We start from the raw sequence: 15,291 nt of genomic DNA on the forward strand, positions 1-15,291 counted from the left end.
GCCAATCGGGAACTAGAACCGCTCTTTGAGCCGGCATAACTCTTGCGCCTTGAACTGCGACGTTACCAGCAACGGAGCCGTTTGATGTCCGCACCGACAATTTCGCTTGAGGGCCTGACCAGCACGACAGGCTTCGACGAGTTGCTGGCGACCGCGAGATCCGGTGGCTGCGCATCTTCAACCTGCGGCGTGGCGGGAAAGCCGGAGGACATGGATCCGGCTGTCTGGGACAAGATCAAGGATCACCCGTGCTTTTCGGAAGAAGCGCATCACTTTTTCGCGCGCATGCACGTCGCGGTCGCACCGGCCTGCAATGTCCAGTGCAACTACTGCAATCGCAAATATGACTGCGCCAACGAAAGTCGGCCTGGCGTCGTTTCGGAAAAACTGACACCCGACCAGGCGCTGCGCAAGGTGATCGCGGTCGCCAACGAGGTGCCGCAGCTTTCCGTACTCGGGATCGCCGGACCGGGCGATGCCTGTTACGACTGGAAAAAGACAAGGGCAACCTTCGAAAGCGTCGCCAGAGAGATCCCCGACATCAAGCTTTGCGTCTCAACCAATGGGCTCGCGCTGCCTGACCATGTCGCCGAGCTCGCCGACATGAACGTCGATCACGTGACTATCACCATCAACATGGTCGACCCGGAAGTCGGCGCAAAGATCTATCCTTGGATCTTTTACGATCATCGGCGCTACGCCGGCATCGAGGCCGCCCGAATCCTGCACGAGCGGCAGATGTTGGGCCTGGAGATGCTCACCGCGCGCGGCATCCTCACGAAAATCAATTCGGTGATGATTCCCGGCGTCAACGACGAGCATCTGATCGACGTGAACAAATTGGTCAAGGAGCGTGGCGCGTTCCTGCATAACGTCATGCCGCTGATTTCCGACCCGGCGCACGGTACGCACTACGGCCTGACTGGGCAGCGCGGTCCAAATGCAACAGAGTTGAAGGCGCTTCAGGATCGTCTCGACGGCGGCGCCAAGTTGATGCGCCACTGCCGGCAGTGCCGGGCCGATGCCGTCGGCCTGCTCGGCGGGGATCGTGGCCAGGAATTCACGCTCGACCGGATTGCCGGCAAGGACACCTACGACTCCAGCAAGCGCGAGGCCTATCGACAGGTGGTCGCGCACGAGCGCCGTGATCATGTGGCGGCCAGGAGCGCGGCGATCGGAATGGTCAAGGCAGCAGGCTCCGGCAAGTCCCTTCTCGTCGCGGTGGCGACTAAGGGGGTGGCCGTGTCAATGAACACTTCGGCCATGCAAGGGAATTCCAACTTTTTGAAGCCTCGCCGAAAGGGATCAGAATTGTTGGGCATCGCAAGGTCGAGCAGTATTGCGTCGGCGGCTGGGGCGAAAAAGCCACCCTCGACGGCGTCATCGCTGCGCTGGAAGGCATAGACATCGTGCTCTGCGCCAAGATCGGAAATTGCCCGAAGGATCAGCTCGCGGAAGCGGGAATCCGAGCAACGGACGCTTATGGTCATGACTACATCGAAACCGCAATTAGCGCAGTTTACGCCACCGCGTTTGCGATCGGACCACTGGCTGCAACGGCCTAGCCGTCTCATTCCAATCCACCAGGAGATAAAATGGCTTTCAAGATCATCGCGTCCCAATGCACCCAATGCGGCGCCTGCGAGTTCGAATGTCCCTCTGTAGCGATCAAATTCAAGGGCGAGGCCTATGTGATCGATCCCAACAAGTGCACCGAATGCAAGGAGGCCGCCGACACGCAGCAATGCGTATCGGTATGTCCGGTGCCGAAGACCTGCGTTCCTGCTTGACTCCGTTTCGGCTTCGCCGCGACCGCGTCGCCTCAGAAGGAGGCTCTAACTCGAAAGGAATGAATCGCATGTGGCTCGGACGCGAACAGGACATCGAAATCCGCAAGCCGCCGCGATTTACGCCGGGTGAGCGGGTGCGTGCCACACGACACATAAAGAATGACGGCACCTATCCTGGCAGGGAGATCGGCGAAAACCTCGTGCGGAAGGGCGACGAAGGTTATGTGCGCGACATTGGCACCTTTCTCCAGCAGTTCTTCATCTATGCGGTCGAATGGATCGATCGCGGCACGGTGGTCGGCATGCGAGCGCGTGAACTGATGAGCCTCGACAAAGCGGAGGCTCCTTGCAGTGCCGAAAGCAGTGCCCGTGAAGGAACGGCTCGATGAAAGTCATGATCCGCAGGACCGGTGCTGGCTTGTCGGCGTATCTCCCAAAGAAGGATTGCGAAGAGGCCATCATCAAGCTGGAGAACGAACATTTGTGGGGCGGGGCCATAACACTCAGGAACGGCTGGCAGTTCGTCCTACCCGACCTTCCGCCCGATACGCGTTTGCCGATCACCGTCGAGGCAAGAAAGATCTCCGACGAGGACTGATGTTGCGGGTGGAAGAGGGTGCGAGAGGAATGAGCATGAACACGATCCTGAACTTGGGCCACCTCGTCGTCATCCAGGGCAGTTTTGCCGAAAAGCTGCTTGACCTAGCGCGCAACGCGCTCGGGGCCGATGAGATGATCCCATATCTCGGTCCGGGCCTTCTCCGCCTCAGTTCCGCTGAACCGTCGGTACCGTGCACGCCGGAAGCCATCGCCGCGGCGCTAAATAGCCGGGCGCCAGCCCCTTCAAAGATTCGCACCAATATGTGGTCCGTCGCGCAGTTCATCGAACAGCGCCGGCATCGCCGGACGCTTCAGGCATGGATGGCCGAGATATTCGCAGCGCCGGCGGCGCCGACTGTTCTCCACACCTGGCTCGCGAGGCTGCCGCTCTCCCTGATCATCGATAGCTGGTACGACAGTGCCATGCGCACGACCCTCGCAGAGGCCGGCCGAACGGACGTCGTTGAGATACAAGGCGTCACGCGGGCGAACGAATTCGGTGACATTTGGACGAAAGCCTACGACTTGTCTGGGACCGAACTCGAACCCGGATCAGCCGCAAAGACGGTTCTCTATACGCCTCACGGCAGCATTAGGCCGGCCGCAAACTTTCTGGTCGCGGATTCCGATTATGTCGAAGTGCTCACCGAGATCGATCTCCAGACGCCGATTCCTGATGTGGTGAAGGAACGGCGCACCTATCGAGGCCTTTTCTTCGTCGGTTGCCGTTTCAACGATCAGATGCTGCGCACCTTCGCCCGACAGATAATGAAGCGCTCCAAAGGTCCACACTATGCGGTGATGGACGCGGCAATACTGACCAAGAACGAACGCCGTTTCCTTGCTGCAAGCGCAATTACGGTCATCGATATGCCCTTAGGTGAAGCCGCTGCTCGCCTCGTCGGATCGGGCACTGCTGTAGATGGTGGCCAAGATTTTCGTTAACGGGCGTCGTTAGTTGTGGGTCTCTCGCTTGCCTCAGGAAGCGTCGGAATTCAGTCTGGAACATACACGTGGGTACTGATGCAATTGGCGGCGCGACGAAGCCTCTGAATTCGTCCAAGCATGAGCAAGCGGCCGGGTGGGGCCGTGGCTTCAGCACGCTGCTGCGCATTACCCGCATGAATTTGCGGAACCGGTGGCAGGTCGCCTTCGCTTTCGGATCGACGATCGTAGCGGCAATCCTCCAGCTGCTCATTCCCCAGCTTCTCGGCCGGGCTGTCGACCTGACTCAGATAGCGATTGGGGGCGGTATTGCGGCGATCGCCGCACAACAAGCGCTCTGGACTTCGGCTCTCCTGCTGCTCGCCGCGAGTACGCTACGCGGCCTGTTCACGATGGCGCAGAACTATTTTGCGGAGGCCGTCGGGCATCACGTCGCGTACGAACTGCGACTTGCTTGCTACGACAAGATCCAACGTCTCAGCTTTTCTTTTCACGACCGGGTTCATTCAGGCGATCTAATCACCCTCGGCATGCTCGATCTCGACGGCGTGCGGATGTATTTTTCCACCGCCCTGGTTCGTATGCTTCTGCTCACCATGCTGATGGGCATCGGCGCCTACACGATGATATCAACCGACCCGATGCTCGGGGTGATCGCGCTGAGTTTCGTCCCTTTCGTAGCCTGGCGCTCGTCGGTCACACAGCTAAAGCTACGCGCCACCTGGCTCGACCTGCAGGAGCGGCTTTCGGTTCTAGGCCGCGTGATGGAGGAGAATCTCGCAGGCATCCGCGTTGTCCGCGCGTTTTCGGCACAGGCCTATGAGATGGTGAAGTTCGACCGCGCCTCGAAGAACGCGCTCGCCCTCGCCCACGAGCAGGTTGACGTCTACGTGCCCAACACGTCGGCGATGACGCTGTCATTCTTTTTGGCCATGGGGTTGGTCCTCTGGATCGGTTGCAACAAGCTCATCGCGGGCCAAATCAGCGTCGGAACGCTCGCCACGTTCCTTGCGTTTATGACCATTCTGCAAATGCCCGTCCGGCAGATCGGCCTAATGGTCAATGGCTTCGCCCGCGCTTACACTTGCGGCTCGCGCCTCTTCGGTCTGCTCGACCAGGACATCACGATAAGGGATGCTTCCGGCGCCAAACCGCTCGAGATCAGTGAAGGCACTCTGAGCTTCCATAATGTCTCGTTTGTATATCCCGGCACCGGAAACCGCCCCATTCTGAAGAATATCAGCTTTTGCGCCCGTAGAGGCGAAACGATCGCTATCGTCGGTCCGCCGGGTTCGGGCAAATCGACAATCGCTCACCTGATCGCCCGCTTTTATGACGTCACCGGGGGCACCATCACGCTTGACGGGCAGGACATCCGCGCGGTCACCCTTGCCACACTTCGCAAGGAAGTCGCAGTCGTACAGCAGGATGCATTCCTGTTCACTACCACGATCGAGAACAACATCGCTTATGGCGATCCCTGGGCGAAAGAACAGCGAATCAAGCGCGCCAGCGAATCCGCCCAGTTGCACGATTACATCCTCAGCCTCCCCGCAGGCTACAAGACGGTCGTTGGCGAACGCGGCGCCTCCCTCTCGGGCGGCCAGCGCCAGCGTCTCACGATAGCTCGCACAATGATGCTGCGCCCATCAATCGTCATTTTCGACGACTCAACGGCCGCGATCGACGCCGCCACTGAGCAGCGCATCCGCGCGGCGATACGGCGATTCGCCAAGGATAGGGTGACGATCATCATTGCCCACCGGCTGAGTTCGCTCAGGCACGCCGACCGGATCCTGTTTATTGACAATGGCGAGATCGTGGAACGCGGCACCCATCAAGAGCTGTTGGCTAAGCGAGGACGCTATAAGGCCCTTTATGATCTCCAGTTGCGCCCGGAAGATGACAGTGCGATCACGCACAGAGGCGCGCCCTGATGACCAAGGGGCACGCCGCCGAACTTGAAATCGAACCTAATGACGGCGGCGGACGCCCCCGCACGCGGTGGTCGGCTCCCACCGCATCAAGGAGGAGATGTTCGGCAGGGCTTTCGACAAGAGCATCGTTCGACGCATCTGGGCTTTCGTTCGTCCCTACCGTGCTAGGGTAGTCATCTCGAGTGCCGCATTGCTGATCTTCGTCGGCACGCAGCTTCTCATCCCCTGATCATCCGCCGCGCGATCGATCACGCCATAACTCCGGCAGGCGTTGATCGCTCCGCCCTGCTCAGGGCCGCCGGCGCGTTTGCGCTCGCTATTCTGGTTAATTTCGGCGCCGCCTACGCGCAGGAAACCGTAGTCGGAAAAATGGCTGACAACGTCCTCTTCGATATCCGCCGCGCAATGTTTGCCCATCTGCAGAAAGTTTCGCTCTCCTTCATGGACAAGACCGAGGTGGGACGCCTGATGTCCCGCCTTCAAGGCGACGTTAGCTCGATCCACGAATTCGTCGAGACCTCAGTCTATTCCGTAGGAGACATTGCTCTTCTCTTCGGCATCGTTTTCGTGATGCTGTGCCTCGACTTCCGCCTCGGCTTCCTGACACTCTCGGTCTTGCCGGCCCTGTTGATCATCCGCATCGTATGGCTGCCGCGTGCCCGCGAAGCCTTCATGGCGGCACACGAAACCAATTCGGTCGTCAATGGCGCGCTGGCGGAAGCCATTCACGGCGTGCGCACCGTCCAGTGCATGGACCGCCAGCAGATAAATTTCATGCTTTATGACGACAAGGCGCATGCCGACCTCAGTGCTCACCTGACCGCTGCCAAGTATGCACAGGTGATGGTGCCGATCGTCGATGGCCTCACCGGGCTCGCCATGGCTATCGTCATCGTGGCCGGCGGCTCCATGATCATGAATGGTCGCATCGACGTGGGCGTTTTGGTCGCCTACCTATTCTATATCCAGCGCTTCTTTGACCCAATTCGCTCCCTTACCCTCCAGTATTCGGTCATGCAGCGCGCCATGGCATCCGGCAAGCGGCTGACCGATGTGCTGGACGTTAGGATCGAGGTTCAGGACAAACCGAATGCCAGAGTGCTTTCGCCGGAAATGGATGGCTCGGTCGAGTTCAGGAACGTCACGTTCGGCTACAAATCCGGCCATCCGGTGCTGAAAAACGTTTCCTTCAGGGTCATGCCTAGCGAGACGGTCGCTTTGGTCGGGCCGACCGGTTCTGGTAAATCGAGCGCGATGGCCCTCGTCCACCGCTTCTATGATGTTCAGCAGGGCCAAGTGCTGGTCGGCGGATACGATGTGCGAGATCTCACCCAGGAATCGCTCGGCCGAGAGGTCGCCATGGTGCTGCAGGAGCCGTTCCTGTTCACCGGGACGGTCTTCGAAAACATTCGCTACCACAAGAAGGAGGCCACGTGGCACAACGTGATCGAGGCCGCCAAAGCAGTCGGCGCCCATGACTTCATTATGAGCCTTGCAGACGGATACGATACCCAGCTCGGCGAACGCGGCGGCAACCTTTCTCTCGGCCAGCGCCAGCTCGTCAGTTTCGCGCGTGCTCTCGTTGCGGACGCCAAGATTCTCGTTCTTGACGAGGCCACCGCCAATATCGACAGCTACACGGAAATGCTGATCCAGAAGGCTCTTTCAAAACTGCTTAAAGGCCGCACTGGCCTCATCATCGCCCACCGGCTCGCCACGATCCGCAGTGCCGATCGCATCATCGTGCTTCAGAACGGCCAAGTCCTTGAGACCGGAAACCACGACCAACTAACGGCCCTGGGTGGGCTCTATTCCAAGCTATACAATCTCAACTACTCATCCTTCGACGACATTCCCGAAAAGAAATCCGATACGGGGGTGCAAGCCTCCTCTTCGACCTAATGCAAACTTCTGCGCTGTGACGCCAATTGATCTCCAAGCGAATTTCCTGGTCTAGTTGGCGCCTGCCTCTTCCATTTGGCGCATGGCCCCCACTGAAACACCAGCGCATGAATTGTCTTGGTTATTGGCTTAGCCGTCCTTTCACAGACGCTTGATCTCGATGCCGTATTTCCTCAGCACGTAGCCGATCTGGCGTGGCGACAGTCCAAGCAGGCGTGCCGCCTTTGCCTGGACCCAGCCACATGTTTCCATGGCCGCAATGACACGCTCGGCATCGGTCATTGTCGTACCATTGAAGTGGACTGCGCCGGCAGGCCCTCGCAGCGGCTGCCCTATGGTTTCAGGTGGGACTGCGACGGCGGCAGAACTAGCGGCCGCAGCCGGCGGTATCGCCGGAATCACCGGCAGCGGCACGATCGGCCCGGGTTGCATCGCGACGTTGCCAGATCTGGATTTACGCAGCGCCGCAGCGAAGCATTGGCCCTGGCGGCAGGCAAAGTCGTCTCTTCCGATTGATGGTCCCGCCGCCAGGACCGCTGTCCGATACACGCAGTTTTCGAGCTCGCGAATGTTGCCGGGAAAATCGCAGTTTATCAGTACCTCTATCGCACTCGGATCGAAGGTCAGCATGCGGCCGTTCTCATCGTTAAAATTCTTGAGAAACTCAGCCGCGAGGAGCGGAATATCACTGCGCCTTTCGCGTAGCGCCGGCACCAGTAAGGGAACCACACTGAGGCGGTAATAGAGGTCGGCGCGGAACTCGTTTCTTGCAACTGCCTCTTCCAGGTCCTTGTTCGTGGCTGCGATCACGCGAACATCAACTTTAATGGTCTGGTTGCCGCCGACGCGCTCAAATTCCTGCTCCTGCAGCACGCGCAAGAGCTTTGCCTGGAACGAGGCCGAGATCTCGCCGATCTCGTCCAGGAACAACGTCCCCTTGTCGGCGAGCTCAAAACGCCCCTTGCGCGAATTGAAAGCGCTTGTGAATGCACCCTTCTCATGACCAAACAATTCGGACTCCAGGACTGTCTCGGACAGCGCCGCGCAATTGAGCTTGATGAAGGGCCGCTTGGCACGCGGCGACAACTCGTGAATGGCCTTGGCGACCAGCTCCTTCCCGGTACCGGATTCGCCCCGCAACAGAACCGTAATCTTTGCCTTGGCTACGACCGTGACCTTCTGACGCAGACCGCGCAGCGCCGAACTGTCGCCAATCATCCCCTTGACGTGAATCTGGTTAGGCTCCCGCGCCGGGTGCTGGAGCTCGGAGAACCCCTTTTGCTGCCGGTCCTTCTCTGAGATCGGATGCACGCGGTCGCCCAAGTAGGAGCGATGCAACTTCACTGCTTGTCCCACTAGGTTGGCGATTAGGGGGAGCAGATGGAGGTTGTAATCGAGCCAAAATCTTGAGCCACTGTCCACTACGCGGTCAATGGTCAGCGTACCCACGACATTTGCATCGACGCGAATGGGAACGCCGATGAACGACACTGGTATATTGTCCGAGACCCCGAGCGCATCCAAGTCGGCGGTGGTGAAGGCCGAATGAACCGCAATGTTCTCGGCCATCAGGGGCATAGCCGTCGTCAGAATCTGGTCGATTGCCTTCCGCGGCATGTACATCCGGCCGCGCTCATTGCAGCTCTCGTTGCAGCTGGCGCCAACGGTGGTTTCCAGTTCGCCATCACCGTCGAAGAGAGAGATCATGCCGTGCCGCATCTGCACAAACGACCGCAGGAGACCTACGACCTTGGCCAACGCGACTTCGAGCCGAGAGTCGGCGGTGAGTGCTTGCGATATTTCGGAGATGCCCGAAAGCGCGCTCTCTTGCGACGGCACCACAGCGACCGCGTTGATCGTCGCGGATTTGGAGTCGTCCGTTTTCGCGCCCAGCGATGTGCAGCATATCGGCGTCTGCTCAGCAGTCGGTTCGGATTCCCGATTATTTTTCAGGTCTAGCATGTCATCCTCGATCTCGGGCGGCGAAAGCAACACTCGCGCAATATGAGCCTGCGACGCCGCAGCGCGTAGACGCTCCCGTCAAGTGGCGTGGCGCGTTTCAGGCTCCTCCCGAGCGCAACCATACTTTGGTCTACAGACGGGAAGGAGGGAGGCTAGTCAACCGAGCTTTCTTTTATTTGTGAAAGCAAACTCGACGCCCATGAGGGAATCCCATCATGTAATTTTCGGGCAGGTGGATGTAACGGCCGTGCTCGTCGCTGCCAAGGCTACGGACCTGCGGCCTCGCGCGGGCCCACTACGGCCGCTTCGAATGGCTTCGTAGAAGGCGCAGGCTGACGATAAGCACAACGTCCACCGCACTCCCTGCGCATGGAAAGACCTCGTAACTTTTCGTATTTCCTTGAGTAGGCGCCTACGCACACATCGAGCTGACGCGATGTAGCTTGCGCAGATCAGCGAGGGGCTTAGCAGGAACCGACGTGCGATCCGGCTGTTCGGCCTAAACCGGAAGGCATACGTCAGATAAATGTGCTCGCAGCCAACGCAGACATCAAGTTTTGTTTAGGGCGCTTTTGAAAGTTGCGCTTGCGACGTTCTGCAAAACTGTGATTGTTTCGCCGAAATATATCCGCCATGTGGATAACGGAAGACATGCGTTTCAAAGGGCTTGACCTAAATCTCCTCGTTGTGCTCGACGCGCTGCTGGCGGAGCGCGGCCTCACGGCGGCGGCCCGCCGCATCAACCTCAGTCAGCCGGCCATGAGTGCGGCCGTCGCCCGGCTCCGCGATTATTTCGGCGATGAACTGTTTACGACAAGCGGCCGCGAACGTTTTCTGACCCCGCGTGCGACAGCACTTGCCCCCGCGGTTCGCGACGCTCTCCTGCACATCCATTGCTCGATTATCTCCTCGGATCCGTTTAACCCAGCTCAATCCGATCGCCGCTTCAGGATCATTATTTCCGATTTCGCCACGCTCGTGTTTTTAGAAAAAGTCGTGGAGCGTGTTGCACGCGAAGCCCCCGCCGTCAGCTTCGAATTGCTGCCTGTCGACGACGGCCCCGATGAGCTTCTCCAGCGCGGTGACGTCGATTTTCTAATTCTTCCGGATTTCTTCATGTCGAGCCCCCATCCAAGCGTGGCGCTGTTCGATGAGACACTCGTATGCGTAGGCTGTCCCACCAACAAGCAGTTGCCACGGCAGCTTACATTCGAGAGATACATGTCGATGAGGCACGTCTCGGTCAGGTTCGGGCGTATGCTGAAGCCGGCTTTTGAGGAATGGTTTTTGCTTGAGCATGGTATTAAAAGACGTGTCGAGGTCGTCGTGCATGGCTTCAGCATGATCCCGCCGATGGTGTCCGGCACGGCCCGTATCGCGACCATGCCCTTGCGGCTGGTCAGGCATTTCAAAAAAACGTTCCCCTTGCGGATCGTCGAACTTCCGCTGCCGCTTCCCGCGTTCACCGAAGCCGTCCAATGGCCGGCTCACCACAGCAGCGATCCGGCAAGCATCTGGATGCGGGAGATCATGATGCAGGAGGCATCTCGGATGGCTGCTCCGCTGTGAAACCAAGGGAGGCTCCAGGCGCTCCTGGATTTACTCAGCGTCACGCCACCCACTCTCACGTCGTTGTCAGGAGTGAAGAGACGACGGACTCTGATCCGCGGGTCGGAGCGCCCCTTTCCTGAAGACCGTCGCGTCGCGAGAATTCGCCTCAAGCTTGTCCGACGGACCGAGCCCAGCAATCGTAGAAGCCGCAGTGAGTTCCGGCCGGGCTACGGCGGAGGCTCCGATGATGAGGGACGTGAGTCGCTGCCAATTGCGTGAACCTCCGCGCTCGCGCTGCGCAGGCTTTTTGGAAAAGGGCGGATTCGACATGCTTAGCCAGTTGCAAGCCATTCTCCCCGCACAACCCCACCCCACTTCGCAGTAAATAGAAAATTTTTCTCTTTCGAGCTGGTCATAAGGCACAGGTCACGCGATAGAGCAGCGGGTGATCGGTGCGTCAGGTGTTTTGTCCATGCGAGATTTCGGAAAAGTGATAAAATGGTTTGTTTCGATCAACGGCATCCACGCTATGGATAGCTAAAGACATGCGTTTCAAAGGGCTTGACCTAAATCTCCTCGTTGTGCTCGACGCGCTGCTGGGGGAGCGCAATCTCTCGGCGGCGGCCCGCCGCATCAACCTCAGCCAGCCGGCCATGAGTGCGGCCGTCGCCCGGCTGCGCGATTATTTCGGCGATGAACTGTTTACGACGAGCGGCCGCGAACGTTTTCTGACCCCGCGTGCGGCAGCACTTGCCCCCGCGGTTCGCGACGCTCTCCTGCAGATCCAGTGCTCGATTATTTCCTCGGATACGTTTCACCCAGCTCAATCCGACCGCCGTTTCAGGATCATTCTTTCCGATTTCGCCACGCTCGTGTTTTTTGAGAAAGTCGTTGAGCGTGTTGCGCGCGAAGCCCCCGGCGTCAGCTTCGAATTGCTGCCTGTCGACGACGGCCCCGATGAGCTTCTCCAGCGCGGTGACGTCGATTTTCTAATTCTTCCGGATTTGTTCACGTCGAGCGCGCACTCAAGCGTGGCACTGTTTGAGGAGAGACTCGTGTGCGTAGGCTGTCGCACCAACAAGCAGTTGCCACGGCAGCTTACGTTCGAGAGATACATGTCGATGAGGCACGTCTCGGTCAGGTTCGGGCGTCTAATGAAGCCCTCCATCGAGGAATGGTTCTTGCTTGAACATGGCCTCAAGAGACGTGTCGAGGTCGCCGTGCAGGGCTTCAGCATGGTCCCGCCGATGGTGTCCGGCACGGCCCGTATCGCGACCATCCCCTCCCGGCTGGTCAGGCATTTCGAAAAATCGTTCCCCCTGCAGATCGTCGAACTTCCGCTGCCGCTTCCCGCATTCACCGAGACCCTCTGTTGGCCGTCACTCCACAACAGCGATCCGGCAAGCATCTGGATGCGGGAGATTATGATGCAGGAGGCATCTCGGATGGCTCCTCCGCTGTCAAACCACGGGAGGCTTCCAGGCGAACTTACATTTGGTACCCCTGCCACTCCTTAATCTGGCGTCAATAGCCGGCGCTGAATGAAGTCAATGCTGGCAGCAAGTGCGCCTGCAAGATCGTCCAGCGTGCGGACCACCTCGATCAGCTCGAACGAGAAGGGTCCCTCATAGCCGCCATCAAGCAGCGCCTGGATCTGGCTGCCATTGTCGGAACCTCCAAGGAAGCGATCCGGGTAAATCCAGAACGTCGGGTCATTCACACCTGAAATGTGCACCAGGCCGGTAAGCTCGGAGAACAAGAACGTCTCCCCGGCCAGGGTGTGGTGGAACGTGTCGTGCACGAGGCGGAACACTGACTGGCCGTCAACCGCGGCAATGGCCTCGGCCGCTTGCTTCTTTGATCGAAGCGAGCAGGTGCGAAAGCCCAGCGGCTCGATGAGACCTATCAGACCGCGCGGCTGGAGGATCGGCTTGAGCGCGTTGAGAGCGACGCGCAGACTGTCATGGCGCTCGCCATTGCACGCCCACGAGCCGTCGTTGACCGGTTCCAGCACGACCGTCTTGGCCCCGCACGCCGCCGCATAGTCGGCGAGCTTGATCGCCGCCGACTGACGCGTGGGAGTCCAGTCGTTGAAGCGCTGCAAGGCGTTGACCGAGATTATGGTTACGCCAGCTTCGGTGGCGGCAGACCGGACGTCCGCAGCAGGAATGGCGCATGCAACAGGATTGCTGAAATGAAGGTCACGGATTTGAACATCGGTTAGGCCCTGGTCACGCGCAAGCGCGAAAAATGCACTGACGTCAAGAGGGGGCGCTGCCATGTGGTTGACCGCAAAGCGGGGAGATACCTGGCGCATGGCTTGGCTTTCCTTTCAGAAGTGCGGCCGCCAGTTTGCCTGTCTGGCTTATGCCGCGCCCCCCAGCGCAGGCCGATGCACAAGCCTGATTGAAGCAAGCCAGTCAATCGAGCGTTCCTTGCATTTATGAAAGGAATTTGGGCTCCGTGATAGAAACACATCAATGTCAGATGTTTTCCGGGACATAGATGTCGAACGGCAGAAATGTCTCGCCCGGCATTTCCGCGGTGCCGGTCTTGATGCCTCGGTCTATGAGTAACATCAGCTCCTGGCAAAGCCGACGCAGTGGAGTGGCGACGGCCATGGTGACGATTTCATCTGCGAGCGCTGCCCGCGACTCGGGCGTGATTTCATTCACGATCGCGACAAGATCCACACCTTTGCCCTCTTCGCGCAGGGCGGAGATAGCGCCCTCCATGCCCCCGCCGGCCATATAGAAGCCCACGAGCTCAGGTTCCCGCTGAATGAGATCCAGCATGGCTTCGTAAGTGATCTGCCGCTCTTCCAGGTTCACGAGCGTATCGAGCACTTCGAAGGTAGGTGCGTTCTCACGGAAATAGGAACGAAAGGCGACCTCCCGGAGCTCATGCCCCTGGAAACGGTGGCTGCCAACAAACACGGCCACCTTCCCAGGCCGTTTGGCGGCCTTGGAAAACATCCAAGCGGCCGTCCGCCCGACTTTGCGATTATTAAGACCGATGTAACCCTCGCGCACCCCGCAGGCGAAGTCAGAAAGCAGCGAGAACACCGGGATGCCTTTCGCCTTGAGCTCCTCGACCGCTGCCGTGATCTTCGGGTGGTCCGGCGCCACCATGGCGATCGCATCGCAGCGGTTCCCAAGGCTCTTAAGGAGCGGGATCAGATCCCCGGGCAAATGTGACGGAGCAAATTCGATGAGCGGAATGCCGAGGAAGGATTGGGACAAACTTACCGAGGCCTCGACCTCGCGCGCGAACTCTTGGTAGAAATGCTGGGCCGGTTTTCTCAAGATGAAGCCCAGCCGGTAGTGCGGCAGGTGCCGCTTCAAGCGGTGCTTGATGAGACCGGCATTATGATAGCCGATCGCGTGGGCTGCTTCGTGGACGCGCCGCGCAGTCTCCTCGCGCACAGGAAGGCGGGCGTTCAGAACCCGATCGACCGTTGCAACACTGACCCCGGCTTCGCGGGCAAGATCGACAATTGTGGGACGTTTGGCCATTATCAAATCTGAGTGGTTATGAGCGGCGCGGCTCTATGATCGAGCAGCCTGGGCGGTGATCCCAGACTGCAAGTGAAGGCATTTCTCCATGTGGCTGACGCTGGGCCGCCGTTTCCGTGGCTCCACGGCTTTAGAAGGTCAGCTTGAAGCTGGCCGACAGGGTAAGGGCATAGAAGTCGATGCCGGCGACAAACTCTTCGGTTCCTCGTTTGCCGGTCGCTATATCGTACACCGCCCTATCGCCTTTCTCGTGGAAATACTTATCGAAATTGCCGGCCAGGAAGAAGCTGGCGCGATCGGTCATCTGATAACCGGTCTTGGCGCCGACCGAGATGAACGGCACCGTGTCGAGGTCTGCCTCAAATCGCAGGCCACGGACCCAGTGATGGTCAACATCGCTTGCATCAACGGTGAAGCCGCTGCGGAGCAGGCCCGAGAGCGTCCAGTTGCCGAGCGTCGTGGCCGCTTCCGCGCCAAGGAAAAGGCCAGGATAGCGCTGCTCGTAGCTGCTGCCGAGTTGGCGATCGGGGAAGTTGCCGACACTGTCCCGGAAGGCATACTTACTATAAGTGTACGGGCCACCAAAGGCGTTCCACTTCACGTTGGTGTATTTGAAGCCACCATGAAGGTTGATGGTCGTGGCATCGTTGATCGCGAAGTCTCGGCCTGCTGCGATATCAAAATTGATGTAGTGGACAAGGTCGGTGTCGGGGTGGATCGAGCGATGCGACCAATCCCCTTCAGCAAAGCTCGGCGCAAGGTCGGACCAATCATAGTCTTCCATATGGCTGTTGCCGGGGAAACCGAAGACGGCGTTAGCTGAAATTGTCCAGTTGTTCCAGACCTCCGCCTTGAGGCTGGTGGTCAGAACCGGCGCGTCGGTTTCCCAGATCAATTTGCTGACAACATTGCCCTCGTCATCGTAGAAAAGCTCGTTACCTTTTAGCCAGGTGTAGCCGACGCCACCAACAAACACGACGCTCCTGTCTGGCGCAGCATAGATGGTTTGATCCGCCGCCGTGGCGACGGCCGACGTGGCGCAGAAAGCGCCAAAAGTCAAAATTGGGAATGAAGTGCAGCGATTCACGA

The 15,291-nt window shown here is 58.9% G+C and carries 11 protein-coding genes and 2 pseudogenes; 9 read left to right on the plus strand and 4 right to left on the minus strand.

Annotated elements, in window-relative coordinates; genetic code table 11:
• Window positions 1-84: 84 nt before the first annotated feature.
• From nifB to HB778_RS38170, 7 genes and pseudogenes are all read left to right on the plus strand, one after another.
• Window positions 85-1,565 (plus strand): annotated as a pseudogene (gene nifB, locus HB778_RS38140) (nitrogenase cofactor biosynthesis protein NifB).
• Between the two features lie 30 nt (window positions 1,566-1,595).
• On the plus strand, window positions 1,596-1,790 hold the full coding sequence (locus HB778_RS38145) for a 4Fe-4S binding protein (protein ID WP_183455291.1): 195 nt from the start codon (window positions 1,596-1,598) through the stop codon (window positions 1,788-1,790).
• A 68-nt stretch (window positions 1,791-1,858) separates the two neighbouring features.
• On the plus strand, window positions 1,859-2,179 hold the full coding sequence (locus tag HB778_RS38150; protein WP_183455454.1) for a nitrogen fixation protein NifZ: 321 nt from the start codon (window positions 1,859-1,861) through the stop codon (window positions 2,177-2,179).
• Complete coding sequence (nifT, locus tag HB778_RS38155; protein WP_183455292.1) at window positions 2,176-2,388, plus strand: putative nitrogen fixation protein NifT; 213 nt, start codon at window positions 2,176-2,178, stop codon at window positions 2,386-2,388. Before HB778_RS38150 ends, nifT begins: the two co-directional genes overlap by 4 nt.
• 35 nt (window positions 2,389-2,423) lie before the next feature.
• The gene (locus HB778_RS38160) at window positions 2,424-3,335 is read left to right on the plus strand and encodes an SIR2 family NAD-dependent protein deacylase (RefSeq protein ID WP_183465745.1); all 912 of its coding nucleotides are present in this window, start codon (window positions 2,424-2,426) and stop codon (window positions 3,333-3,335) included.
• A gap of 68 nt (window positions 3,336-3,403) precedes the next feature.
• Complete coding sequence (locus HB778_RS38165; protein WP_183455294.1) at window positions 3,404-5,272, plus strand: ABC transporter ATP-binding protein; 1,869 nt, start codon at window positions 3,404-3,406, stop codon at window positions 5,270-5,272.
• Window positions 5,272-7,174, plus strand: a pseudogene (locus HB778_RS38170) (ABC transporter ATP-binding protein). Before HB778_RS38165 ends, HB778_RS38170 begins: the two are co-directional and overlap by 1 nt.
• A 141-nt stretch (window positions 7,175-7,315) precedes the next feature.
• Here the strand turns inward: HB778_RS38170 and nifA are convergent.
• Complete coding sequence (gene nifA, locus HB778_RS38175; protein WP_183465746.1) at window positions 7,316-9,136, minus strand: nif-specific transcriptional activator NifA; 1,821 nt, start codon at window positions 9,134-9,136, stop codon at window positions 7,316-7,318.
• A gap of 651 nt (window positions 9,137-9,787) precedes the next feature.
• Here nifA and HB778_RS38180 point away from each other — a divergent pair.
• Together HB778_RS38180 and HB778_RS38185 are read left to right on the plus strand one after the other, a co-directional pair.
• Window positions 9,788-10,705 (plus strand): LysR family transcriptional regulator, encoded by a 918-nt coding sequence (locus tag HB778_RS38180; RefSeq protein WP_183465747.1) that lies wholly within the window; start codon window positions 9,788-9,790, stop codon window positions 10,703-10,705.
• 527 nt (window positions 10,706-11,232) lie between these two features.
• Window positions 11,233-12,204 (plus strand): LysR family transcriptional regulator, encoded by a 972-nt coding sequence (locus HB778_RS38185; RefSeq protein ID WP_183465748.1) that lies wholly within the window; start codon window positions 11,233-11,235, stop codon window positions 12,202-12,204.
• Here the strand turns inward: HB778_RS38185 and HB778_RS38190 are convergent.
• From HB778_RS38190 to HB778_RS38200, 3 genes are all read right to left on the minus strand, one after another.
• Window positions 12,201-13,004, minus strand: coding sequence for a TIM barrel protein (locus HB778_RS38190; protein WP_183455299.1), 804 nt, complete (start codon window positions 13,002-13,004; stop codon window positions 12,201-12,203). The two genes, HB778_RS38185 and HB778_RS38190, sit on opposite strands and share 4 nt — an antisense overlap.
• 166 nt (window positions 13,005-13,170) lie before the next feature.
• Window positions 13,171-14,202, minus strand: coding sequence for a LacI family DNA-binding transcriptional regulator (locus tag HB778_RS38195; RefSeq protein ID WP_183455300.1), 1,032 nt, complete (start codon window positions 14,200-14,202; stop codon window positions 13,171-13,173).
• 130 nt (window positions 14,203-14,332) lie between these two features.
• On the minus strand, window positions 14,333-15,289 hold the full coding sequence (locus HB778_RS38200; protein ID WP_183465749.1) for an omptin family outer membrane protease: 957 nt from the start codon (window positions 15,287-15,289) through the stop codon (window positions 14,333-14,335).
• Window positions 15,290-15,291: the final 2 nt, after the last annotated feature.

This window comes from Mesorhizobium huakuii, assembly GCF_014189455.1.
Lineage (GTDB): Bacteria > Pseudomonadota > Alphaproteobacteria > Rhizobiales > Rhizobiaceae > Mesorhizobium > Mesorhizobium huakuii_A.